The organism is Mesorhizobium sp. ESP-6-2, from assembly GCF_020164675.1.
In the GTDB taxonomy this organism is placed as follows: Bacteria; Pseudomonadota; Alphaproteobacteria; order Rhizobiales; family Rhizobiaceae; genus Mesorhizobium.
In genome coordinates this window covers 331,126-356,253 of the sequence record NZ_JAIUGT010000007.1, presented here as the reverse complement: position 1 = coordinate 356,253, position 25,128 = coordinate 331,126, and the positions used below count along the sequence as shown (strand labels likewise).

The 25,128-nt window shown below is 63.2% G+C and carries 14 protein-coding genes; 4 read left to right on the top strand and 10 right to left on the bottom strand.

Annotated features, from left to right (window positions below):
• The 6 genes from LB532_RS20465 to LB532_RS20440 all read right to left on the bottom strand — a co-directional run.
• A partial coding sequence (locus LB532_RS20465; RefSeq protein WP_224557103.1) for an autotransporter-associated beta strand repeat-containing protein occupies positions 1 to 8,831 on the bottom strand: 8,831 nt, incomplete at its 3' end.
• 1,009 nt (positions 8,832 to 9,840) lie between these two features.
• Entirely contained in the window at positions 9,841 to 10,503 is a 663-nt protein-coding gene (locus LB532_RS20460) for an HD domain-containing protein (protein ID WP_140639583.1), read from the bottom strand.
• A complete protein-coding gene (locus LB532_RS20455; protein ID WP_140639837.1) occupies positions 10,500 to 10,946 on the bottom strand; it encodes a carboxymuconolactone decarboxylase family protein in 447 nt (148 codons plus the stop codon). The genes LB532_RS20460 and LB532_RS20455 overlap by 4 nt, the downstream gene beginning before the upstream one ends.
• Before the next feature lie 43 nt (positions 10,947 to 10,989).
• Positions 10,990 to 11,640, bottom strand: coding sequence for an HD domain-containing protein (locus tag LB532_RS20450; RefSeq protein ID WP_140639584.1), 651 nt, complete (start codon positions 11,638 to 11,640; stop codon positions 10,990 to 10,992).
• A gap of 13 nt (positions 11,641 to 11,653) precedes the next feature.
• Positions 11,654 to 12,109, bottom strand: a complete 456-nt coding sequence (locus LB532_RS20445) for a carboxymuconolactone decarboxylase family protein (protein WP_140639585.1) — start codon at positions 12,107 to 12,109, stop codon at positions 11,654 to 11,656.
• A 13-nt stretch (positions 12,110 to 12,122) separates the two neighbouring features.
• Positions 12,123 to 12,542, bottom strand: coding sequence for a cupin domain-containing protein (locus LB532_RS20440; RefSeq protein ID WP_140639586.1), 420 nt, complete (start codon positions 12,540 to 12,542; stop codon positions 12,123 to 12,125).
• Between the two features lie 86 nt (positions 12,543 to 12,628).
• Here LB532_RS20440 and LB532_RS20435 point away from each other — a divergent pair, with 86 nt between their 5' ends.
• Positions 12,629 to 14,092 carry a PLP-dependent aminotransferase family protein gene (locus tag LB532_RS20435; protein ID WP_140639838.1) on the top strand — a complete coding sequence of 488 codons (1,464 nt, stop codon included), beginning with the start codon at positions 12,629 to 12,631 and terminating at the stop codon, positions 14,090 to 14,092.
• Here LB532_RS20435 and LB532_RS20430 read toward each other — a convergent pair.
• On the bottom strand, positions 14,067 to 14,978 hold the full coding sequence (locus LB532_RS20430; protein WP_140639587.1) for a LysR family transcriptional regulator: 912 nt from the start codon (positions 14,976 to 14,978) through the stop codon (positions 14,067 to 14,069). The two genes, LB532_RS20435 and LB532_RS20430, sit on opposite strands and share 26 nt — an antisense overlap.
• Before the next feature lie 111 nt (positions 14,979 to 15,089).
• Between LB532_RS20430 and LB532_RS20425 the strand changes: the two genes are divergently transcribed.
• Both LB532_RS20425 and LB532_RS20420 read left to right on the top strand, forming a co-directional pair.
• Complete coding sequence (locus tag LB532_RS20425; RefSeq protein ID WP_140639588.1) at positions 15,090 to 16,265, top strand: alkene reductase; 1,176 nt, start codon at positions 15,090 to 15,092, stop codon at positions 16,263 to 16,265.
• Between the two features lie 145 nt (positions 16,266 to 16,410).
• The gene (locus LB532_RS20420; RefSeq protein WP_140639589.1) at positions 16,411 to 17,130 is read left to right on the top strand and encodes an SDR family oxidoreductase; all 720 of its coding nucleotides are present in this window, start codon (positions 16,411 to 16,413) and stop codon (positions 17,128 to 17,130) included.
• A 112-nt stretch (positions 17,131 to 17,242) separates the two neighbouring features.
• Here the strand turns inward: LB532_RS20420 and hydA are convergent, their stop codons facing one another.
• The 3 genes from hydA to LB532_RS20405 form a co-directional block, all read right to left on the bottom strand.
• Complete coding sequence (gene hydA, locus LB532_RS20415; RefSeq protein WP_140639590.1) at positions 17,243 to 18,604, bottom strand: dihydropyrimidinase; 1,362 nt, start codon at positions 18,602 to 18,604, stop codon at positions 17,243 to 17,245.
• A 139-nt stretch (positions 18,605 to 18,743) separates the two neighbouring features.
• The gene (locus tag LB532_RS20410; RefSeq protein ID WP_140639591.1) at positions 18,744 to 20,414 is read right to left on the bottom strand and encodes an ABC transporter substrate-binding protein; all 1,671 of its coding nucleotides are present in this window, start codon (positions 20,412 to 20,414) and stop codon (positions 18,744 to 18,746) included.
• 69 nt (positions 20,415 to 20,483) lie between these two features.
• Positions 20,484 to 22,904, bottom strand: coding sequence for an FAD-dependent oxidoreductase (locus LB532_RS20405; protein WP_140639592.1), 2,421 nt, complete (start codon positions 22,902 to 22,904; stop codon positions 20,484 to 20,486).
• A 498-nt stretch (positions 22,905 to 23,402) separates the two neighbouring features.
• Here LB532_RS20405 and LB532_RS20400 point away from each other — a divergent pair, with 498 nt between their 5' ends.
• Positions 23,403 to 25,076, top strand: coding sequence for an ABC transporter substrate-binding protein (locus LB532_RS20400; protein WP_140639593.1), 1,674 nt, complete (start codon positions 23,403 to 23,405; stop codon positions 25,074 to 25,076).
• Positions 25,077 to 25,128: the final 52 nt, after the last annotated feature.

Below are 25,128 nucleotides of genomic sequence, written 5' to 3'. Positions count from 1 at the left end.
TTGGTGAAGCCGCCCACGCCGTCGATCAAACCATTAATGGTCAGGTCGCCAAGCGTCTCGAAGGTGCCGTTGCCGGCACCAAGCGTGGCGCCACGGGCGAGCGCGATCGCCATGGCGTTGCGCAGCGTGCCGCCGTCGAGGGTGAGGCTGCCGGACGCATCGCCGAGATTGGCATCGCTCGTGAACTGCAGCGTTCCCTGGTTGATGCGGGTACCGCCGCTGTAGGTGTTGGTGCCGGTGAGCACCAGCGTGCCGAGGTCGCTCTTGACCAGCTGCGAGCTGCCCTCAAGCACCGATGCGATGGTCGCGGTGTAACCAGCGCCCGGCAAGGTTCCGTCGCCGACGCGGATCGTCGCCTGCGGCCCGACCAGCTGGATGTTCTGGCCCTGGACCACATAGCCGCCGGTGGCGAACTGCATGCCTGACGCCTGCACCTGGCCGTTCGTGTTGTCGACGGTCACCGTACCGGCGGTGCCGGCGAAGATGGCGAAGCTGCCGTTGGAGAAGGCGGCATTGATGTCCCCGTCCGGCCCGGTCCAGTTGTCGTCGCCGGCCGACCGCCAGGTGCCGTTGCCGCCATCGACACCATCATTGCTCTTGGGGCCGGCATCGCCGTCCCAGAAGTTCAGCGTCATGGCGCTGATATCGACCAGGTTGACCTGGTTGGCGACCGAGGTCTGCACGACGTGGTTGGGCGAGCTCTCGGTGAGCCCGAGATCGGTGAGCGCGCCGTCATAGCTGATGATGCGGTAGAGGCCCGGCCCGAAATTGCCGCCGGGAGTCTCGGCTACATTGATGGTGCCGTCGAGCGTCAGGTCGCCATGCACGATTGTGAGGTCGTTATAGGCGCCGCCGACCACGCCGGCCTGCCCGAAATTGTAGTTGAGCGTCGCATTGGCCGCGAGATCGAGATTGCCGTTGATCGTCAGCGTGCCCGGCGTGGCGCCGGTATCGCCGGGGTTGAGCGCGCCATTGTCGAGCACGCTGACATCGCCGCCGATCGTGCCGACGCCGCCGAGTGCGCCGCCGGCCTCCACCGTGGTCGCCCCGGTCGCTGCCGACTGGTCGCCATCGATAATCAGCGTGCCCTCGCGCACGTTGGTCGCGCCGGCATAGCTGTTGTCGGCGGTGAGGATGGTGATGCCGCTGCCGATCTGGTCGAGGCCGCCGCTGCCGGAGATCAGCCCGGCAAAGCCGTAGGTGTCGTTGCGGTCGAAGGCGAGCGTGCCGTTGTCGACCACGTCGCCGGTGATGGAGCCGGTCGCGCCGCCGTTGCCGAGCTGCAAGGTGCCGGCCGCAATCGTCGTGCCGCCGGCATAGCTGTTGTCGGCGGTGAGCACCAGCGTGCCGGCGCCGTCCTTGGTCAGCGCGCCTGCCCCGCCGACCGCGCCGGTCAGCGTCAGTACCGTCGAAACGTCCGTGTCGAAGGTGCCGCCGCCGGCATTGAGCGTGGCGCTTCGTGCCGCGGTGAATGTGCCGGTCGTGTGCAGGGTGCCGTTGTCGAAGGTGAGCGCCCCGGCCGCATTGCCGAGATTGGCGTCGGCCGAGACCTCGATGGTGCCGCCGTCGATAAAGGTGCCGCCTTGGTAGCTGTTGGCGCCGGTCAGCACCAGCGTGCCGGCAGCCGTCTTGGTGAGCGCCCCTGCGCCGCCGACCGTGCCGGTGAGCGCCAGGCTGGTCGGGCCGTCGGTGTCGAAGGTGCCGCCGCCGGCGTTGAGCGTCACGGCACGCGCGGAATTGATATCGGCCGTCGTGTGCAGGGTGCCGCCGTTCAGCGAAAGGCCGCCGGTAGCATCGCCGAGATTGGTGTCCGACGCGATCTGCAGCGTGCCGCCATTGATCGCCGTGCCGCCGCTGTAGCTGTTGGTGCCGGAGAGCACCAGCGTGCCGGCGTCCGTCTTCGCCAGCTGGCTGCTGCCGGCGAGGTTGGAGGCGATCGTCGCGACATAGGCAGCGCCCGCCGACGTGCCGTCGCCGACGCGGATGATCGATTGCGGGCCGACCAGCGCGATGGCGTCCCCCTGGACCAGATAGCCGTCGGTGTCGAACTGCATGCCGGCGGCCTGCACTTGGCCGTTTGAGATGCTGTCAACGGTGACAGTGCCGGCGGTTCCTTGGAAAACGGCGAAGCTGGCATTGGCGAAGGGCGCGGCGAACAGGCCGGTCGAGTCCGTCCAGTTCTGGTCGCCGGCGGCGCGCCAGGTGCCGCTGCCGCCGTCAACCGCGCTGTTGGAATGCGGGCCGGCGTTGCCGTCCCAGTAGCTCAGCGTCAGGCCGGCAGAATTGACCAGGTTGACCTGGTTGGCCACGGACGTCTGCACGGAATAGTTTGGATCCGTGACGTCGAGGCCGTTATCGACCAGCGAGCCGTTGTAGTTGATGACGCGGTAGACGCCCGGGCCCAGATCGCCGCCGGGGCTTTCGGTGACGTTCAGCGCGCCGTCCAGCGTCAGGTTGCCGCCGACATTGATGAGGTCGTTGAACGCACCGCCGGGCACGTTCGCCTCGCCGAAGTTCACGTTTAGAATGGAATTGCCGAGCGCGAGATTCCCGTTGATGGTCAGCATGCCCGGGATATTGCCAGCGCCGCCGGGCGCGAGCGTACCGCCGTCGGCGACCGTGACGCTGCCGCCGATGATGCCGCTGCCGCCGAGCGTGGCGCCGGTCGCGACATTGGTCTGGCCCGTGGCGGCCGACTGGTTGCCGTCGATGAGCAGCGTACCGGCATTGACGTTGGTGGCGCCGCTGTAGCTGTTGGTGCCGGTCAGCGTTGTCGTGCCGGTGCCAAGCTTGTTGACCGAACCCGTGCCGGAGATCACGCCGCCGAAGGCATAGTTGCTGTTCAGGTTGAAGGCGAGCGTGCCACTGTTTGCCACTGTGGGTGTCGTCAAGGTACCCGCTGTCGCGCCGCTGCCGACCTGGAGCGTCCCGCCCTGGATCGTTGTACCACTGCTGTAACTGTGGTCGCCAACAAGCGTCAGCGTCCCGCTGCCCTGCTTGTCCAGGCTCTCGAACCCGCTGATGCCCGCGCCCTGAACTGTGCGATTGACCGTGTTGATCACCCGGAGCGTGTCGCCCGCGCCCGTCTCGCCACCGGTCCCGGCGTTGACTGTTCCGGTGAGAATACCGCCGTCGTTGAACGTCAGCATGTCGTTACCGGCGCCGAGGTTGAGCACTCCGGCGCCGGTGTTCAACGTCCCGGTCAGATTGACGATGTCGCTGCCGCCGCCGAGATCGCCATTGCCACGCAACGTACCGCCATTGGCGATGTTGATGGTGCTCGCCCCGGCATCGCCGGTTATTGCCAGGGGCGTCGCGCCGGTCGCCTGAACCGTGCCGCTGACGTTCAGCGTCGAGCCGGCATTCATCGCGAGCGTCGGCGTCGTCAGCGTCTTGCCAGCGTCGACCTGCAGCGTGCCGGCATTCACCGTCGTGCCGCCGCTGCTTGTCAAGTTGCTGGCAAGCTCCAGCATGCCGACATCGACCCGCGTCGAGCCGCCGATGCTGCTGTCGGTCGCCGAGGTCAGCCTGGTCGTGCCGGTGCCGATCTGGGCGATGTTGCCGGCACCGCTCAGATTGCCGGCGAAATTGAACATATCACTGCGGTTGAACGACAGCGTCGAGGTCGCCTTGTCGACGATGACATTGCCGGTGCCGGCATTGCCGGTCGTACCGCCATTGCCGATCATCAGATTGCCGTCATTGATGACGGTGTTGCCGCTGTAGCTGTTGTTGCCCGTCAGCACCCAGGTGCCGGCATCGTTCTTGGCGAGCGTGGTCGCCCCGCCGGATCCATCGATGATGGTCCCGCCCATCGTGTTGAGGCCGGTGTTGGTGCCGCCGAGAACGAACGTGCGGGGGCCAGTCCCCGTGTAAGCCGCCGCACCGGTATTGCTGAAGACGATCGCGCCGGTGCCGGACGACTCGATGAAGCTGACCCCAGTCTGCAGCGTGAACAAGCGGTCGGTCGTGTCACCGCTGCCGGTATAGCGCAGCGTGGAGCCGCTGCCGATCACCAGATTGGACGCATCCTTGGCGGAGGCGCCAATGGAACTCGCCTGATTGCCGTTGGATAGCTTGTCGACGGCAAGCACGCCGCCGCCGATCGTCGTGGCACCAGTATAGGTGCTCGCCGCGTTCTTCAGCACCCAGGTGCCATTGCCCGTTTTGCTGAGCGAGGTCGCGCCGCTCGACGGGTTGTCGATGCGGGCCGAAAGCGAGTTGTTGGCCGTGCTGGTGCCGGTCAGCGTCAGGGTGCGGTTGCCGGCGCCGGTCAGCACCGCCGCGGCGGTGCTGGTGAAGTTGATCGCGCCACTGCCCGAAGCGTCGAGAGCGCCGCCGCTGGCTCCAAGCGTGAACTGCCGGTCCGTGCTGCCGCCGGTTCCAATATATTGCAGCGTGCCGCCATTGAGGACGAGCTTGTCCGGCGTGGCGGCGGAAGATCCGATCGAGCTGTTGCTGCCGCCGTTTGCAAGACTCGTCACGGCGAGAATGCCGCCATTGATGGCCGTGGAGCCGGTATAGCTGCTGACGCCTGACAGAGTCTGCGTGCCGGCGCCGCCCTTCACCAGCCCGCCAGTGCCGCTGATGGCACCACTGAAATTCTGACCCGCCCCGTCGCTGAGGGTCAGCGTCGCCGAGCCGAGCGTGACAATGCCGCCCCCCGCAAGGCCGGCGACCGTGTTGCTGAGATTGGCAAAGTCGAGCGTAGCGCCCGTGTTGACGGTCATTGAGCCGGTGCCGAAGGCGCTGGCCGATCCGGCGCGCAATATGCCAGCCGAGACGGTCGTGCCAAGCCCATATGTGTTGATCCCGGACAGTACGAGCGTGCCGGAACCTAATTTTGTGACGCTTCCTGCTCCGGTGGCCGCACCGCTGAAGGTCAGTGTCGTCGCGGCGTTCTGCACTCCGATGTTGCCGCCGACAAATCCCGGCATCGAGAAGCCGCGATCGGTGGTGACGGTGCCACCCGTGTAGTTCAGCGTGCCATTGACGAGGACAAGGTTGGTCGAGTCTTTGCTGGAGGACCCGATATCACTCGGCGCTCCGCCATTGGCGAGACAGCCGACGTTAAGTGTGCTGCCGCTATTGACCCTGGTCGGCCCCGCATAGCTGTTGCCGCAACCGCTGAAGGTCTGGTTCCCGGTGCTGCCGGCGCCGATGCCGATGGTGACGCCGCCGGCACCGCCCATGGTCCCCGAATAGCTCCCGGTGCCGGTGATCGACAGCGTCGCACTGCCCAGCAGCACATTGCCTGCACCGTTGAGCCCGCTCACTGTATTGTTGTTGCCAGCGAGGTCCAGGGTCGCGCCCGTGTTCACCGTCACCGAGCCGGTGCCGAAGGCGCTGGTCGACCCGGCGCGCAGCGTGCCGGTGCCCACCATGGTGCCCCCGGAATAATTGTTCGTGCCGGACAACACCAAGGTGCCGGCACCGCTCTTGGTCAGGCCGCCTAAGCCCGTTGCCGTGCCGCTCATCGTCAGGGTCGTGCCGCCGACCACGCCGATCCCGCCGCCGCCGGTGCCCAGTGTAAAGCCGCGATTGCTGCTGGCGTTGGTGCCGACATAGCCGAGAGTGCCGCCGTTCTGCAGCATCAGGTTCGACGAGGCGCTCGAGGCGGCGCCGATGCCGCTGTTGGTACCGCCGTTGGTGAGCGTGCTGACGGCGAGCGTGCCCTGGCTGACGGTGGTGATGCCTGTATAGTTGTTGCCGGCATTGGACAGCGTCAGCGTGCCCGCGCCGGTCTTGGTGAGACCCGCATTGTCCGGACTTGTGACCAGTCCGGACAATTGCAGGTTCGTGGTCACTTGGCTGACATCGATCGTGCCCGCGGTCACGGCGCCGCTGGTCATAAGGGTGAAACCGCGGTCACTCGACGTGTTGGCGCCGGTATATTGCAGCGTGGCGCCCTGGATCACGAGATTGGTGGAGGCATTGCTGGAGGCGCCGATGGCGCTTTGCGTCCCGCCGTTCGCGATCGTGTTGACTGAGAGCGTGCCGGCGCTAATGGTGGTAACCCCGGTATAGCTATTGGTGCCGGAGAGGGTGACGAGCCCGGCGCCGGCCTTGGTGAAGCCGATCGTGGCGCCGTTGTCGACGACGGCCGAGCCGATCACGAAATTGCCCGTGCTGTTCTGCAACACGCTCAGCGTGCCGCCGCCGGCGGGTCCGGTCAGCCGACCGCCGGTGATGGTGTCGGTTTTGTTGCCCACCGAGGCGGACACGATGACGGTGCCGTCGATGCCCAGCGTGTTACCGGAACCAATCGTCACGGTAGAAGCCGCCGCCGCGGTGTATTTGATGCCGCCGAGTTGCACGTTGCCAGTAACGGTTCCGACATAAGGCGTATTCGGTCCGGGGGCTTCATCGCTGACCACATCGCCGGTTACCCAGGTGCCGGCATCGTCCTTGTTCGCATAGGTGGTGCGGGCGATGATGTTGCCCGACGCGTCGACCTGCGCGTAATCGGTCGTCGTGCCGCTGGTGACCGTGGCCCAGCCGCCCAGCACCGTGCTCGGCGTCGTCGTCATCGCGCCGCTGGTGGGCAGCACGAAATTGACGATGCCCCCTGTCCGGTTGATCGCGCCGAGATTGACGGTGACGGTCCCCGTTCCCCCGATGGTGTTGCCGCCGGCGGTGATGTTGGTGGCCGCGAAGCTTTGCGTCTGGCCTGTCGAACCGCCCACCGTCAGCGTGCCGCCGGCCATGTTCAGGATGGAGGCGCTGGAAATGATGTTGCTCGTAGGCGCGCCGGCAGCCGTGAAGTCCAGCGTCAGCGTGCCGCCCCCCACCGTCGTAGCGCCGGTGTAGGTGTTCTGGCCGGTCAGTCTCTGGGTCCCGGCGCCAAGCTTGGTGTATCCGCCTGAACCGGTGATGCTGCCGGAGAACACCGTGGTTCCGGATGCTGGGTTGACCGTCAGGTTTCCGCTCCCAAGCGCCACGGTTCCGCCTGTGCCCGCCAAGCTGGTCGCCGCCAGATCGTAACCGTTAAGGTCGAGCGTACCGCTGCTGATTGTGATCGCCGCGGTGGTGCCGAAGGCCGACGCGCTGCCCGCGCGCAGCGTCCCGCCACTCACTTGAATTGCCCCCGTGCGAGTATTGGCGCCGGTGAGCACCCATGTGCCGTTGCCGCTGCTGGCGAGCGCACCGGAATTGGAGATCACGCCGGAGAAGGTGTTGACCCCCGCATAGGTGCCGCCGAAGCTCAATCTCGAATTGGCAATGAATGTGGCGTCGCCACTCAAGGTCAGCGCGCCCGTACCGTCGTTGTTGATGGTGGCGTCCCCGACCGACCAGGTCCGGTTGCTGGAGGCGCCGATGCCCGTATAGCTCAGAACACCGCTGCCATTGATCGTCACTGCCGTCCCGGCGCCGAGCGAACTGTTCACGCCCCCATCCGCGAGCGTGCCCGCCTCGACGGTGACTGTGGCAATCGTCACGGGAGCATTGAAGCTGTTATTGTCGCCAAGGGTGATGGTGCGGGCGTTGCTGCTGCCTGAGAAAGAGACCCTCTGGAGATTGGGGCTGGCCTGCCCCATCTGCCCCAGGAGCTCCAGATCGGCGGAATTGGCCGTGAAGACCACGGCTGTGCCGGACGTGCCAGTGAGCGCGATGTCTCCCCGCAGCGTCAGGGTTCCGCTGCCGCTATTCTGAAGAACCAGGTGGCCAGCGGCGGCCGACAAATTCCAGTTGCGGTTAGAGTCGCTTCCAGCCCCGGTGTACGCGAAATAGCCGGTGGAGCCAAATACGCGCTCGACGGAGATGGTTCCCAGCGTGGGATCGCTGGCAGCTCCGAGCGCGCTCGCTACGCCGAGATTGCCGACCGAGCTGAAGGTGATGACTTCGGCGCCCACCTGGACGACCGTCTGGCCGGTAAAGTCGTTGGCGTTGTTGGCCAGGGATGTCCGGTAAGCCGTCAGGCCGCCGGCACCGGTGAAGCGGGTCGCGGCGGCGCCGGCCCCGATGACGGTGGTTTGCCCTCCGCCGCCCAACGAGACAATGTGGTTGGCGCCGAGGGCACTGTCGAGCGTCAGGTTGGCGCCGGCCGTGGTGACGACGCGATTGCCGGCCGCGCCAAGCGCGGCATCTGCGCCGACTGTCAGGGTTGCGCCGTTGGCGACATTGACGTCACCAACGAAGCTGCTCGCGCCGTTGAGCGTCAAGGTGCCGGCGTTGACATTCACGCCCCCCGTGAAGGTGTTGGCGCCGCCAAGCGTCAGGGTGCCGCTTCCCACCTTTGTCAGCCCGGCATTGCCGTCGATTGCGGAACTGATGGTGGCGGTTCCAGCGCCCGTATCGATGGTGGGTGTAGAGCCCCCGAGCGTCAGAGTGCCGCCGCTCAGAGCATAACCGCTGACGCCGAAGGTCAGATTGTGGACCGTGACCGGCGCGCCGAGGTTGACTGTGCCGACCGTGCCGACGAAGAACGCATCGTCCAGCGCGCCGTTGCTCCAGATGACCATCGGGCCGGCTTCGGTCTGGTTGTTCCACAACGCAGTCGTCGTGTTCCAAATGCCGGTGCCGCCGAGGCCCGGACTCGTGCTGTTGGCGTCCCAATAGCGATCGGCGGCATGCGCCGGGGTAGCTGCAATGCCGACCAGGAGCGACGCGGCCAAAATCGGGCCGGCGGAGGATTTCTCGATGGCCGAAACGAGATGCGCCAGATTTGGCGCGAAGCTCGCCGCCTCGCCCTTCCATTTCGTCATGCGGCCGCCACGCAGAAGGTGCGAAAAGGCGGCCGCCGGCCGACCGCCCGGCGCTTCGCTTTCCCGTTCATTTTTGTTCGACTGGCGCTGGGTTCCGCTTGCCTGGTGCCTGGTCGTCTGCTGCATGGTCAACCGCCCCCGATGGCCTCACGGTCCGAACGGGCTCCATTCGAGAATTATGTTTGCTGACTCGCCATCAACAGGACGACATTCCGTCCGGATGGGGCAAGTATTGAGCGATGATAGAACGGGAGTTGCCGCGGGACTGTTGTCCCGCTCGAACGGCAGATTCATCCTGTCGCATGAGCCTCCCCGATTCACTGCTTAGCCTAGGGTTACCCCAAAGAAACTAAATATCAATAAAAAAACCATCGGCCAGCGGTGTGTTTAGTTAGCGTATTCATAACGCCACAGCTCGACCTTTAGCTGAGACTCATTCTTCCCTGATCTAACATTAGCCAGAGCTGCTACAACCGAATGCCGGCCGATGCTTTTCAAGCTGAACCGATTTGCCCGCGTTGAACATTTTGCGTAGCTAATACACTTCGCACCGCCGCTTGCCCCCAGTACGTCCATTTGGCGAAGCAACACGTTCAGAAAAGGTGCAGCACAGAGGTTGCCTCGCCGGCGTTCGGCGACATATTCGGACGGGCTTGCCACTCGGTTCGTAACGGGCATGCGAGCCATGAGACCTCGCCACAGGAAGGCTGAATGCACCATTCCGATAGCGCTTAATTGGTATGTGTCACTACGCGTCCGATCTTTGAAAAAGTGAGCTCAAAGGATTGGACAGATGAAGGGTCGGGGCTGGATCAGGAAACAGCGACTTGTCGATGCCCAAGAGGTCAGGGAACATATTGCCCGGCTTGAACAAGAGCTGATTGCAGCGCGCGCTCCCAACAAGCGCGCAAAGCTCCATGAAATCGGCCTTCAATTGCGGGCTCACAAGTCGCGGCTGGAGCGGCTGGAGCGCTGCATCTCAGCGCTGCAACCTCCCCGATCGGCGCACGCGGAATGTCTGTTTTTGGGAACACTGAAAGAGAACCCAACGTCTAATATGAGGCGTTATCCAGACAGGCACCTTTTGCGGCGCTCGGGCGGGAGAGCACCCGGGTCGGAGATGCGCTAGGGAAACTCAGCCGGCCCAGTTCGAAGACAGGATCGCGCTGCATATGTCGATGCGCCGGAAATGCGGATCCTTGAAAGCCAAGATGTCGTCGTTGAAGGTGCCGAAGGTGGTCTCCGGGCGGTGCTTCATGCCCTCGTAGAACGCGTCTATGATGCCGAGCTTGAAGTTGGCTTCGCGCGGAAATGCAGCGGTCACGGCTTCGCGCTGTTCGATAGTGAACATATCGAAGTCGCGACCAGCTACGTCCATGCCGGCACCCGCCTGGACCAGCGCAATCTCGGGGCGCATGAATTCCGGAATGCCGGGTGTGGTGTGAAGTGCAATGGCATTCCAGACGGTGTGGACATCGCTATCCGAAATCCCACGCTGCCGCAGAAAGTCCCGTGCCGCGTTCGCACCATCGACTTCGAAACGCAAGTGGCTGTGCCCATAATGCTGTGTGAGGCCGATATCGTGGAACATCGCAGCTGCGTAGAACAGCTCCGGATCGAAGCTCAGACCCATCCGGTTCCCGGTCAGGGCACCCCAGAGATAAACCCGCGCAGAGTGGTTGAAGAGGAGATCGCTCTCGGTATCGCGAATGAACTCGGTCACCTCGCGCGCGATCTTGCTGTCCGGGATCCGCACTCCCGAAATGATCGCGGCTGCGTTGATCTTGTCGGCCGTCACTTGAGCGATTCCGGCGTCTTGCGGAAGCTGATCGCCAAACGGTTATAGGCGTTGATCAGGCCGATCGCAATGGTCAGTTCGGTGAGCTGGCCCGGGTCGAAGACCTTGGCAGCGGCTTGGTAAGCGGCCTCCGGAACGCCGGTTTCGGCAACCCGCGTCACCGTCTCGGCCCAGGCGAGCGCAGCGCGCTCGGTCTCATCGAACAGGTTTCCGCCCTCATGCCAGGCGGGCACGAGTGCGATCTTCGCGGTACTGACCTTGTCCCCCATCAGGTCGGCCGTATGCATGTCGATGCAATAGGCGCAGCCATTGATCAGCGAGACGCGGAGGAAGAGCAGATCGATCAGTGTCTTGGAAAGGCCGCTCTGCAGGACATGGTTGTAGACGTTGTCGACGGTCTTCATGCCCGCCGGGCTTGCCTGGTAAAAATTGACGCGTTCCATATTATCCTCGATGTGGAGAGGCACGGCTGATCGCCATTCCTGATCAGACTTTGTCGGCCCAGGGTGCATTCCGCATCAGGCTGCAGAAGTTCCGGCGGTGAAAATGAGGGACCTTGTCGGCAACGACGTCGGCGAGACCGGTGGCGTGCGTGCTGTCGTGCCTATGCGCCAAGCCGCCGTAGAGCGTGTCGAGGAATCGCTCGGTGAATCCGGGCGCATGCGGATAAGCGACCTCGACGGCATTCCGCTGCTCATCCGTGTAGCCTTCATAGCCGTAGCCGACGATGTCCATCATGACGCCTGCGGCCGTGAGCGTCCCAATAGGGTGAAGATGCTCCGGGATACCGGGAGTTGTATGGAGGGCGATCGCGAGCCAAACCTGTTCGGTGTCGGTCTGCGAGATGCCGTGATCCCGCAGGAAGTCGCGCGCGGCATTGGCGCCGTCAACCTCAAACCGAAGCTGGCTTTCGCGGAAGCCCTCCGTCAAGCCCAGGTCGTGGAAGAGCGAGGCGGTGTAGAAAAGCTCGGGATCGATGTTGAGGCCCAACCGCTCGCCCAGCAGCGCACCCCAGAGATAGACGCGAACAGAATGGTGGAAAAGGAACTCGGTCTCCCGGTCCCTGACGAACTCGGTCGCCTCGCGCGCCAGTTTGCTGTCCGGGATCTTGATCCCGGAGATCACGCTACCAATCATTGTTTTTACTCCATCAGTTCTCGAGGGCGGCCTGAGGCGTGTTCCGGAAGCTGATAGCCATGCGGTTGTAGCTGTTCATCAGGCTGATCGCGATCGTCAGGTCGACGATCTGCTTTTCATCGAAGACGGCGCGCACGGCTTCATAGGCGGCATCCGGCACGCCGGTCTGAGCAACATTGGTCACGCTCTCCGCCCAGGCGAGCGCGGCCCGTTCGATCTCGCCGAACAGGCTGCCGCCTTCCTTCCATGCCTGCACCAGCGCGATCTTCTCTATCTTCACGCCCTTCTTGACGAGGTCGCGGGTGTGCATGTCGAGACAATAGGCGCAGTTGTTGATCTGCGAGACCCGCAGAAAGACCAACTCGACCAATTCGACGGGCAAGCCGCTCTGAAGGACATAGCCGTAGACGGTGCCGAACGCCTTGGCGCCGTTCGGCGCGATTTGATTGTAATCCAGCCTCTTGGCCATTATTCCGATCCGTTCAATTGACAGGAGTAGTGAGGGCCTTGTCGTCAGAATCGACGACGAAGACCGCGAGCAGCTTCGCCGGCCTGGTCTTGCTGGCATTGCGGCTGACCGAATGGGTCGCGTTGGGCGGCTCCGACCAGCTCTCGCCGGCCTTGTAGATGCGGGCCTCGCCGTCATTCACCTTGGACTGGATCTCGCCCGAGACCACATAGGCGAAGATGAACGCGGATTTCGCGTGTCGGTGCGGCCGAGAGGCGGCACCCGGGGCGTAGTCAACCTCGACGACGACCATCGATTTGCCGGGGATGTTCGGGATCACCTGCTCGAACTTCGGCGTGACCGTTTCTGAATGGCGGTCATGCGTCCAGGCCGGCCCGCTGATGGCCAGCGCGACGCAAGCGGTGGTGAGAATGGTGCAGATTTGTTTTGGCATTCGCATCTCCTTTGCACGGATAGATGCTCGGCGATCGGGTCAGAAAAAAGTACCGAGAACGCGAAGAAATCGTGTACCGTAGTGCCATGAGCAAACCGCTGAACCTGGATCTGAATCGCGCCGCGAAGATTCCTCTGGCGGAGCAAATTCGGAAGGGCGTGGCGGCTGCCATTGAAGAAGGCGTGCTGGAGCCCGGCGTGCGATTGCCTTCATGGCGGGATCTCGCGGCACAGCTGGGTGTTGCACGCGGTACTGTCCGAACCGCCTATGAAAAGCTTGCGGCTGCGCAATTGATCGATGCAACGCCGGCTGCAGGCACGCGCGTCGCGCAGCGCCCCCGCGCCGTCGTGCGATCCGAGCCGGTGCCGGACGAAGGTTCTTTCATGCGGATCTACCAGGAGATGACGCAGGGACCGGGGATCTTCCAGATGGGGGTTCCTGCAAGCGACATCTTCCCCGCCACCTTGTTCGCGCGCATACGCGCGCACGCGATCCGTGCCGAAGCGATCGCGGCACCTCTGTACCCCGATCCTCGCGGTGAGCTCGAACTTAGGCGGGAAATCGCCGGCTATCTCGCTGTCGCGCGGGGGATTACCTGTCTGCCCTCGCAGGTTGTCATCACCGGAGGTTTCGGTGCGGGACTCGGCCTGGCGCTCTCCGTTCTGAAGCTGGCAGGGCAGACCGCCTGGATCGAGGAGCCCAGCTTCCCATGGACCCGGAAGGGGCTCGAACTCGCCGGTTTGTCCCTCGCTCCTATCCCGGTCGATTGCAACGGTTTCGATCTGGACGAGGCGCTGCGCCATCATCCGGCAGCGAAGCTAGCGCTTGTGACGCCGGGCCAACATGCGCCGCTCGGCCCGACTTTGTCGCTCGAGCGCCGCCTGCACCTGCTCGAATGGGCAGCGGCTAACCAGGCCTGGGTGATCGAAGACGATTATCTGAGCGAGCTGCAGCTGACGGGCAGGGCCGCGCCGGCGCTTGCGTCGCTCGACCGCGTTGGACGCGTCATTCACATCGGGTCCTTCAGCAAGACGATTAGCCCGACACTTCGGCTGGGGTTCGTGATCGTGCCGACCGACCTTGTCTGTCGCTTCGCGGAAGTCGCAGCTTGCCTGGCCCCGGCCCCGGGACCGGCGGTGCAACTCGCGATCGCCGAATTCATGCGGGAGGGTCATTATATTCGCCATCTCCGCCGCACGAAGCGCGCCTATATCGCAAGACGCGAGGCGCTGATCGAGCAGCTTGAAGCGAGGGTTAACGCCGAACAGATCGCAACGCCGGGTTTGGCCGTGCTGCTGAAGCTGCCCAGAGAAACATCGGACATCGCAGTGGCGCGCGAGGTCTCCGCCTTCGGTATGTCTCCCGCACCGCTCTCCGCATGGTACGCTTCGCCAGCCAGGGCCGAGACCGGCCTCTTGCTCGGAATCGCCACCGCGCCGAGCAAGAACCTGGGAAAATCCTGTGACCGGCTCTTCGAGGTCCTCCGTCGGCTCGAAGGCCGGGGCCGATCTGCACCCATCCTCGCTAAGCGACGGCGCTCGACAACTTGAGCGCCCCCTGAACCAGGCCATCTATGGTCACGCGTATCTTCGCCGGCAGCGTCCTTGTGTGCGGCCAAAGAATATTGATCGGCAACTCGCCGCCTGACAGCCCATCCAGGACGATCTCCAAAGCGCGGCCGCGGACATCTTCCTCGACCATCCATGATGGGAGCTGGGTTAGGCCGTGTCCTGCTTTCACGGCCATCAGCACCGTCTCGAAATCCTGCAGTTCATGCTTGACGGGGACAGGCTGCCGGGCAGTCGAGCCGTCCGGTTGTCGCATCAGCCAGGCGATGCGATTGCCCTCCCGTCGTCCGACGATGCAATCATGTTGAGCAAGATCGCTCCAGGAACGAGGAACGCCGTGCCGCGCGAGATAGCTGGGCGCTCCAACGATCACCATATGCTGGACGCCGATCTGGCGCGCGAGCAAGTCGGTCGAATCGTCTAGGTTGCCGATGCGCACGGCGAGGTCGATATTTTCGCCAATTAAGTCGACCCGGCGGTCGGTGAAGCTGACGTTGAGGTTCAACGCCGGATAGCGTTCCGCCACATCGAGCAGCACAGGCATGATGTGCAGCCGGCCGAACGCCGTCGGCAGATCGATGCGGACTTCGCCGCCGGGTGTGTCCCGCGCCAGCGTCAGAGCGCTCTCGCCGCGCTCGAGTTCGTCGAGCGCCGCGATGCAGTGTTCGAGCCAGGCCTCTCCGGCAGGCGTCAAGGTCAGGCGGCGAGTGGTCCGGTGCAGGAGCTTTGAGCCTAAGCGCGCCTCCAGCCGCGACACCGCTCGGCCGATCGCGGATTTGGCCATCCCCATTTGCGCAGCGACCGCCGTGAAGCTACCGAGCCGCGTCACGGCGACAAATTCTGCGATGCCATCGAAACGGGTGCCCATCCGCTTGTTGTAGCTCCAGACGCACCAGTGAGTCTACTCGTTGGGCACTAATTGGCCTCATCGCGCCGGTTTATATGCTTTGAAGCGTAAATTCTCCACAGGAGCCCTCCCATGCCTTCTCTATTCGATTCCTTCGATCTAGGCCCCGTCCACCTCACAAGCCGCATCGTCATGCCGCCGATGACGCGCACCCGCACCTCCGAAGGCCCTCTTCGGACCGACGGCGACCTCCCCAACGAACTGACAGTCAAATATTACGGCCAGCGCGCGAGCGCCGGTCTGATTATATCCGAAGTCAACGACGTGGATCAGTCCAGTCACGGCTACGCGCGGATCCCCGGGATTCACTCCGAGGCTCAGAAGCAGGCCTGGCGCCCGGTGACCGAAGAGGTTCATCGTCAGGGCGGCACCATCTTCATGCAGCTGTGGCATGTCGGCCGACTGGCGCATTCCTCGCTTCTGCCGAACGGCCAGGCGCCAGTGGGCGTGACCGCGGAACAGGCCGTCGGCTCAGAGGTGTTCGCCCATGGCCCGGACGGCCGGTTGCGCTTCATGGCGGCAGAGATGCCGAGGCCGCTCAGCACCGAGGAAGTGACGGCCATGGTGGGAACCTTCGCCAAAGCCGCCGCCAACGCCCGGGAGGTCGGGTTCGACGGCGTCGAGATTCATGCCGCCAACGGCTACCTGATCGAGCAGTTCATGAACTCGGTCCTCAATACCCGCACCGACCGCTATGGTGGCGGCAGCATGGAAGATCGCACACGGTTCCTGATGGAAGTCGTGGAGGCGGTGGTGGCTGAATTCGGCCCAGGACGCGTCGGTGTTCGCCTCTCGCCATTCGGCAAATATGGTTCAATGCCTGCGGACGCGCTTGTCGAGGAGACGTTCCTGTACGTCGTCGAGCAGCTCGGGCGCCGCGGCGTCGCCTATATCCATCTGCTTTACGAGCTGCTGCCCGACGGCAACATGGAATCCGCCACGTTCGAGGCGCGCCATCTCGACCACGACATGCTCGCCACGGCTCGGGCTTCGTTCCCCGGCGCTTTCATCTGGTGTGGTGGCTTCGATGACGTCGAGCGAGCCCAGGCCTCTCTTGATACCGGCCTGGTAGACCTGATTGCCTATGGCAGGCCGTATATCGGCAACCCAGACCTCGTCGAGCGCCTCAGGAACGGCTGGCCTTTGGCCGTAGCTGACCGGTCCGTCTACTACACCCGCAATGGAGAAGTGGGATACACGGACTTCCCCGCATATTCGGACGATAGCGCCGCAAGCAGAGCCGCTTGATACGACAAAGGCCGAATAGGAGTCCGAGACCCGAATGCCGGACTCCTACCGGTCGAGTAGCCTGCCCGGCATCCGGTGAAGTCGCCCACTCCCGCAACATCCCGGGTCACGTGGGCTGGCGGTTCTTCCACAACAGTAGAGCATTATGACAAAGCGAACATTTCTCGTCACCGGAGCCAGCAAGGGCATCGGCCGCGCGCTTTCAACGCGGCTCGCCGCCGCCGGCCATCACGTGGTCGGCATCGCTCGCGGTGCGGATCCGAGCTTTCCAGGCACGCTGGTGCCGATCGACCTCTTTGATAGCAAGGCCGCGGCGGAAGCCCTTGCCGATCTCGCTCAACGCTATTCTTTCGATGGCGTCGTCAACAACCTCGGTATGATCAAGATGCATGCGTTGGGCGAGATCGATCTCGCAGATGTGGATGATATCATGCCGGGCAACATCCATCCGACGATTGCGGCAGTGCAGGCGGTCCTGCCGGCTATGCGTGAGAAGGGCTGGGGCCGCATCGTCAACCTCTCCAGCATCGTCGTCGTGGGCATTGCGCGTCGTAGCGCCTATGCGGCAGCCAAGGCGGCGATCGACAGCTTGACACGAACGTGGGCGCTGGAGCTGGCCCAAACCGGCATCACGGTCAACGAGGTCGCGCCGGGCCCGGTGGAAACAGAGATGTTTCGCGAGAATACGCCGGCGGGCAGCGAGGCAGAGACGCGCTTCCTTTCGATGATCCCGATGCGTCGCCTCGGCAAGCCGGAGGAACTCGCCGCTGCCATCGCCTTTTTGCTCTCGGAAGAAGCCGGGTACATCACCGGGCAGACATTGTTCGTCGATGGTGGCGGATCGACCGGCCGAATCGCCATTTGATTCGAAGAGACTGGCGATCAAAGCCGCAGCGACGGCCCTATCGCAGCCCGGTCGTTCTCGCAGCGAGCCGTTGCTCGATATCGGGAGCATCGTGGAATGCTATGGCTTCCGTTTATGAGGAGCGCTTCCCTGTTCCCCGTTCGATGAACCGGCCACGCCCGGGCTTGCCCACGAACGACCCGCCATCTGCGACGACCTCGCCGCGGCTGATCGTCATTTGCGGATATCCACGCACCGATATGCCGTCGTAGGAGCTGTAATCGATGTCGGAATGGAGCGTCTCGGCCGAGAACGTGAATTCCTTGTTCGGATCGAACACCACCACATCCGCGTCGTAGCCGGGCAGGAGCTGACCCTTTTTGGGGAGGCCGAAGATTTTCGCAGGGTTGGTGCAGCACACCTCGACCCACCTGTTGAGGCTGAGCCTGCCTGCGTTCACGCCGAAATGATGAATCAGCGCCAGACGGGCCTCGATACCCGATATCCCATGGGCGGGTTGGCCCGGGGGCCGCTTGCGCGGACCATGGTCGGTGGACACGATGTCGAGAGTGCCATCCGCGAGAGCCTGCCAAAGCGCATCTTGATGGCGCTTCTCCCGTATCGGCGGGCTGGTCTGGATGGAGAAACCGTTGGCCAGGGTTCGCTCATAGTCGTCGCTGGTGTAAACCAGATAGGCCACGCAGACCTCGCCATACACGCTCTGACCACGTGCTTTGGCGTGCCTGATCTCGCGCACGCCTTCCTCGCAGGTCTGGTGATAGAGGATCAGGCGGGCGCCGGTGTGCGCCGCGAAGGCTATCACGCGATGGACGGCCTCGCCTTCGGTCGCGGAAGGAAGTGCCGACAGATACCACTCCGTGCCGGTCTTGCCTTCCTTCGCCAGACGGGCCTTCAGCATCCTGATGATGTCGTCGTTTTCGGCGTGGACCACCGCGAGGCCGTCGCGTTCGGCGATGACTTCCATCGCGCTGAAGATGGTGGCGTCGTTCAGCCGGTAGCCGTCATAGGCCATGAACATCTTGATGGAGGTGACCCCGCGATCGAAGATGTCGTGCAATTCTCCAATTCGCGACGGGTCGGTGTCGCGTATCGTGAGGTTGAACGCATAGTCGATCACCGCCTCGCCTTCGGCCTCCTTTTGCCGGACATCCAATTCCTTGACGAGATTGACGCCGGCATAGGGCGACGCGAAATCGACGAATGTCGTCACGCCGCCGATCGCAGCGGCCCTGCTGCCGACCCCGAACGAATCCGCACCCGGCGTATAGAGCGGGGCGTAGCGCGGGTCGGTCAGATGCACATGCGCATCGATGGCTCCGGGAAGCACATAACGACCCCGCGCGTCGATTTCCCTCTGCCCGACCAACCCCTGCCCAATGGCAGCGATCTGTTCGCCGTTTATGGCCACATCGGCAAGAAACGTATCATTGGGGGTGATCACCGTGCCGTTTTTGATAACCAGATCGTAGCTCATGGAGTTTCCACCTTCAGCTTGGTGAGAATTCAGAGGGGCGCACCGCGTGATGCGACGCCGATAGGGGCAAGGTCCCTGCCCTCCCAGAGATTTCGGGAGGGCGTGAACCGTCTTCCAGTCGACGGCGAGCCGGCGCTGTCTAGGCCGCCACGACTGCGTAATCCTTGGCGAAGATGAACTCCGACGGGTGCTTCTCGAAGCCCTTCACCTTCTTGTCCATCACGGTCTGCTGGTCGCGCCAGTAAGGCTGGATGATCGGGCTTTCGTCCTGCAGGATCAGCTCGATCTTCTCCATCACCTTGGAGCGCTCCTTCGGATCGAGGATGCCCTCGGCTTGGGTCAGCAGCTTGTCGAATTCGGCGTTGGAGAAATGCGACTCGTTCCATGCCACGTTCGAGCGGTAGGCCAACCCCAGCGTCATGATGCCGAGCGGCCGATGGCTCCATCCCGTGATAGAGAACGGAACCTTGGTCCATATGTCCCAATATTGGGCATTCGGCAGGGTCTTGATGTTGATCTTCACGCCGATGTCCTTGAACTGCTCGACCAGCGTCTGAGCCATGGCGACCTCATAGGCCGGTTCGGAGCGCGTGATCATGTCGTGCTCGAACCCATCCGGGAATCCGGCGTCGGCCAGAAGCTTCTTCGCTTTCTCGACGTCTCGATCGATCTTGGGCAACGGAGCATACTCCGGATGCGACGGGGCGACGTGGTGATCCTCCCCTTCCGCTCCACCGCCGAGCAGGGCCAATTGAATGATCTTGTTGCGATCCACGGCGAGCCTCATCGCCTGGCGCACGCGCTTGTCGGCGAACGGACCTTCCGGGTGCATGCGCGCGACCGTCGTCTGGGCCGACGGGACGCTGTAGACGGCAATATGCGGGAAACTCTTCATCGAGTTGATTTCGACGCGATCCGCAGTCGACAGGCCATCGACCTGTTTCGAGGCCATGGCGGCGATGCCGGCCCCGGCGCCGTCACCAAGATCGACGAAGGCGAACGTGTCGAGGTACGGGCCTCCGCCCCAATAGTCCGTCCTGGCCTTGAACTTGGCGTTCTTTCCGATGTTGTACTCGATGAGTTCGAACGGCCCGGTTCCGTTCGTGCCGACGCCGAACCCACCATTGTCGTTGGGATCGATGATCGGCATCGCGTAGTGGAAGAAATGTTCCGCCACCGCCACCTGGGGCGACTTGCAATTCAGCCTGACGGTATGATCGTCGACCTTCTCGATGGCATTGTCGGACCACAGGCGGCTCGACATCTTTGCGTTGCCCTTGTCGTCCTTCTCGCCGGTATCGTACTGTTCGACGAGGTAACCCGTCATCAGGCCCAGCATCGAAGAGCCGACCTTGGGATCGCAGACACGCTTGAGGTTCCATACGACGTCGTCGGCGGTGAAGTCCCTGCCGTCGTGCCATTTCACGCCCTTGCGAACATGCAGCGTCCAGGTTTTCAGGTCGTCGCTGACATCCCATTTCTCCAGAAGGTAAGGACGGGTGATGTTATCGCGATCGGTGAAGGTCAGAAATTCGCAAACCTGGCGGATGACGTTGGACTTCTCGTAGAAGTCGATGGTGTGGGGATCCTTGATCTCCTGGCAACGCATGCCGATCCGCAGATTTCCACCTTTCGGCATATCCTCGGCGCGAGCCTGGGACATAGGCTCGGGCAGCCCCGCCATGGCATAGGCGACCGTCGCCGAAAGCCCAAGGAGCGTGGCCTTCCTGAGAAACTCGCGGCGGCCGATCCGGCCGTCCTTCATCTGGTCGAGAAGCGTAGGAATATAGGGATGCGATGCTTTTTCCACGGTATTACCTCCCAGTTGCCGCAGGTCTAGATCATGCGATAACCCTTTGGCGCGCCACGATTTTCATAATCAGGCCCGCAGTCTCTTGCCATCGGGGTCGAAAGGCGGCCGGTCGAGCAACACGGCCTTGTGCGGGTGGCCGAGGATCGCGACCGTGACCGCTTCTCCGGACTTGACGGAGCCCGCCTTCACGTAGCCAAGCGCCAGCGACATGCCGACATGGTAGCCATAGGCGCCGGACGTGACCTGGCCGACCGGCGTGCCGTCCGGCAGGAAGATCGGCTCGCCGCCCGTGGCATCGGCATCCTCCGCCTCGATCGAGATCATGATCAACTCGTCGCGCGCCGGCTTGGAGGCCAGCGCAGCATAGGCGCCCCGATTGAGGAAGTCGCCCTTGTCCATCTTGACCAGCCGGTCGAGCCTGACCTCCTGCGGCCAGTATTCGGGCGAATATTCGCGACCCCAACTGCCGTAGCCTTTCTCGACCCTGAGTGACATCAGCGCGCGCGAGCCGACCGGCCCGCCGCCTTCCTGCCGCGCGGCGTCGAGCAACGCGCTGTAAAGGGCAGTCTGGTCTTTCTCTTCGCAGTAGAGTTCCCAGCCGAGGTCTCCGGTGAAGGAGACGCGCAATGCGATGACATCGACGCGTGCAACGGTGATGCGGCGCGATGCCATGAAGGGGAAGGATTCGGTCGTTAGATCGTCATTGGTAAGTCGCTGCAGCACCGCGCGCGACTTCGGTCCGGCAACATTAAAGCCGCACATCGCCTCGGTCAGCGAGCGGAACGTGGTGTCTGGAGGCAACGGCACCATCTTGAAGAAGCGCTGATGGTAGCGTTCGGCCATGCCGGAGCCGAAAATGCGATATTCGTCTTCGCCGAGCTTGGTCACCGTGAAGTCGCCGGCAATGCCGCCGCGCTTGCCGATCAGCGGCGTCAGGCAGGATTTGCCGACCTTGGCAGGGATCTTGTTGGCGAAGAGTGCGTTCAGCCAAGCCTCGGCACCCGGCCCCTTCACCTCGTATTTGGCGAAGTTGGAAACATCGATAACGCCGACGTGGTCGCGCAGCATGCGCGCCTCGCGGCCGACGGGATGCCACCAGTTCTGCCTGGTGAACCCTATCGTTTCTTCTCGAGGCTCGCCGTCGGTCGAGAACCACAGCGGATGCTCCCAGCCGAAATTCAGGCCGAAGACCGCGCCCTTATCCTTCTGCATGGCATAGGCCGGTCGCGTCCGCACCGGCCGCCCTGCCGCGCGCTCCTCATTCGGGAAATGGATCTTGAAACGGTGGCTGTACTGATCCTGCACCCGCGCCTTGACGAAGGCCTTGCTTGCCCAGTGGCCGAACCGGGCGAGATCCCAGCCGAACATGTCGAGCGTCGGCTCGCCCTCGATCATCCACTCTGCGGCGAGTTTGCCGAGTCCGCCGGATTGCGAGAAGCCGGGGATGAGGCCGTTGCAACAGAAATAGTTCCTCAACTCCGGCACGGGACCGAACAGCGCCGCGCTGTCCGGCGACCAGATCATCGGCCCGTTGATGACCTTCTTGATGCCCGCGGCGCCAACCGCCGGCACGCGGGCGATGGCGCGCATCATGTTTTCCTCGATGCGCTCCAGATCGTCGGGGAAGAGCTCATGGCCGAAATCCAGCGGCGTGCCGTCCTCCGCCCAGAATTTCATCGCCCGCTCATAGGCGCCGATCAGCAGGCCAAGGCCCTCCTGGCGGAGGTAGTATTCGCCGTCGCGGTCGGCGACCGAAGGCAGGCGCCTGCCCATATTGGCGATTTCCGGGATGGTCTCGGTCACGAAATACTGGTGCTCGGTGGGGATCAGCGGAAGTTCCAGCCCGGCCATGGCGGCGACCTCGCGTCCCCACAGGCCGGCGGCGTTGACCACCCATTGCGTGTGCACGTCGCCTTTGGTGGTGCGCACGATCCAACTGCCGTCCGGCTGCTGCTCCGTTCCTGTCACAGGGGTAAAGCGGTGGATCTCGGCGCCGCGCTGGCGCGCGCCGGCGGCATAGGCCATCGTGACGCCCGAAGGATCGACGTTGCCGCCCTCGGGTTCGTACATGATGCAGCGTATGCCATCGAAATCCACCAGCGGGTGCAGCCGCTCAGCCTCGGCCCGGTCGACCTCGTAGAAATTCATCTTGTAACGGCGGGCCTTGGCCTCCTGCAGCCTGAGCTGATGTTCCCGCGCCTCGGTCTGGGCAAGGTAGAGCGATCCCGGCTGGAAGACGCCGCAGCCCTGCCCCGTCTCCTTCTCCAGCTCCTTGTAGAGCGCCATCGTGTAATGCTGCAGGCGGCTGATGTTGGTGGAGTCGTGCAGGCCGTGGATGTTGGCCGCGGCGTGCCAAGTCGAGCCCGAGGTCAGTTCATCGCGCTCGAATAGCACGACATCGGTCCAGCCATGTTTCGCGAGATGATAAAGGATGGAGCATCCGATCAGACCGCCGCCGATCACAACAGCCTGGGCATGGGTCCGCATTTCACGTGTTCCTTTTGGCTCTAGGTCCCGAGGGCAGGCAGATTTGCAATTGGCATGATGGTGACTGAGGGCTGGGATCGGCTTACGCTCGCCGGCATGACCTCACTTTTTCGAGTATCGGCAGTGTAGAAAGCCCGACAAATGGCTGTAAAGCCTGCAATTGGGCGCCAATCCCGGTTTCGGCTATGATTTTGGCCAAAAAAAACGAGGTCATAGCCACATTAATCTTCGTTTGTGGACAGGGGTGCCCGGTGTAGCTTCTAGTGGGGAAATGAGCAGCTGTATCAACGGCGCCACGAATGGGAGCCACCGCTATGGACATGCATTCGCGGCATGGGGACAGGCCGGTTTTCCGGCAAGCCTTTTCGCCGACCACGCATTGTCACCACGGGCCTTGGAGTTGCGCGTCCGCCAGCGAATTCGGTTCCTTGCCGACCGAACGGCAGCGCCGAAACGCCCATCCAACCAGCGCATTGTGACAACTCGGAGGTCAAGATCTTGGATAAGGCTCCACACGCGTATATCCCGACACTCGTCGATCAGCTCAACGACGGCGCGATCAGCCGCAGGGACTTCCTGCGCAAGTCGACGCTGCTCGGTCTTTCGGCCGGAGCGGCCTATGCCATGGCCGGTCTCGTCGACCCGTCGACGCAGGCCCGCGCGCAGGATTTGCCGAAAGGCGGAAACCTGCGCATCGGCATGCGCTGCATGGAGATCAAGGACCCGCATCTGGCCGACTTCGCCGAGAAGTCGAACATCATTCGCCAGGTCTGCGAATATCTGACCTTCACCGACCGCAACAACATCACCCGTCCCTATCTGCTCGAAAAGTGGGACGTCAGCGACGACCTGAAGACTTGGACGCTGCACATCCGCAAGGACGTGAAATGGCGCGACGGCAGAGCGCTGAACGCCGACGACGTGGTCTGGAACCTGAAGCGGGTCAGCGATCCGGCTGTCGGGTCCTCCGTGCTCGGCCTGTTCACCGGCTACCTGGTCGAGGAATACGACACCGGCGAAAAGGACGACAAGGGCAATCCCAAGAAGTCGAGCCGGCTGTGGTCCGACAAGGCGATCGAGAAGGTCGACGACAGCACGGTGCGGCTCAACCTGTTCTCGCCGCAGATCGCGGTCGCCGAACACCTGTTCCACTATCCTATGTTCATTCTCGACCCGAAGGACAACGGCGCCTTCGGTCCGAGCGCCAATGGCACCGGAGCGTTCGAGATCGTCGAATACACGGTCGGCAAGGGCGCGAAATACAAGGCGCGAGCTGATTATTGGGGCGGCGCGCCGCATCTCGACACGTTCGAGTTCGTCGACCTCGGCGACAATCCGGGCGCCGGCATCGCGGCAATGGCCTCCAAGCAGGTTGACGGACTGTCGGAAGCCGACGCGGTCCAGATCAATTCGATGAAGGCTTTCCCCCACGTCGCGGTCCATAAGGTCGAAACCACGCAGACCATCGTGATGCGCATGCATCCCGACGTCGAGCAATTCAAGGACAAGCGCGTGCGCCAGGCCATGCGCTACGCGATCGATCGCGACAAGATCATCCAGACGGTCCTGCTCGGCGCCGGCACGCCGGCGGAAGACCACCACGTGGCGCCGTCGCATCCCGAGTACGCTGCGCTGCCGAAATGGCCGCGCGACATCGAGAAGGCAAAGAAGTTGATGGCCGACGCCGGCCAGGGCGATGGCTTCGAGATCGACGTCGTGACAAGGCCCGATCCGATCTGGGAACTGAACACGACACAGGCGATGGCCGAGCAGTTGAAGGACATCGGCATCAAAGCCAACATCAAGTCGCTGCCGAGCGCCCAGTATTGGGAAGTGTGGACCAGCGCGCCGTTCAGCCTGACGGCATGGGGGCATCGCCCGCTCGCCATCATGACGCTCGGCCTAGCCTACCGCACCAATGGAGCGTGGAACGAGTCGCATTTCTCCAATGCCGAGTTCGACAAGCTGCTCACCCAGGCCGAAGGCATCCTCGACCCGATAGAGCGTTCCAAGGTGATGGAGAAGATCGAGCTGATCATGCAGGACGAAGGGCCGATCGTGCAGCCATTCTGGCGCATCTTCTCGACCGTGATGGACAAGAAGGTGCAGGGTTTCGGACTCCATCCTTCGCAGTATATCTTCGCCAAGGATTACGCGGTCGTCGCCGCCTGACCAATTTGCCCGGCCGCCTTCGAGGCGACCAGTCATTCAACCCCGTTTGCAT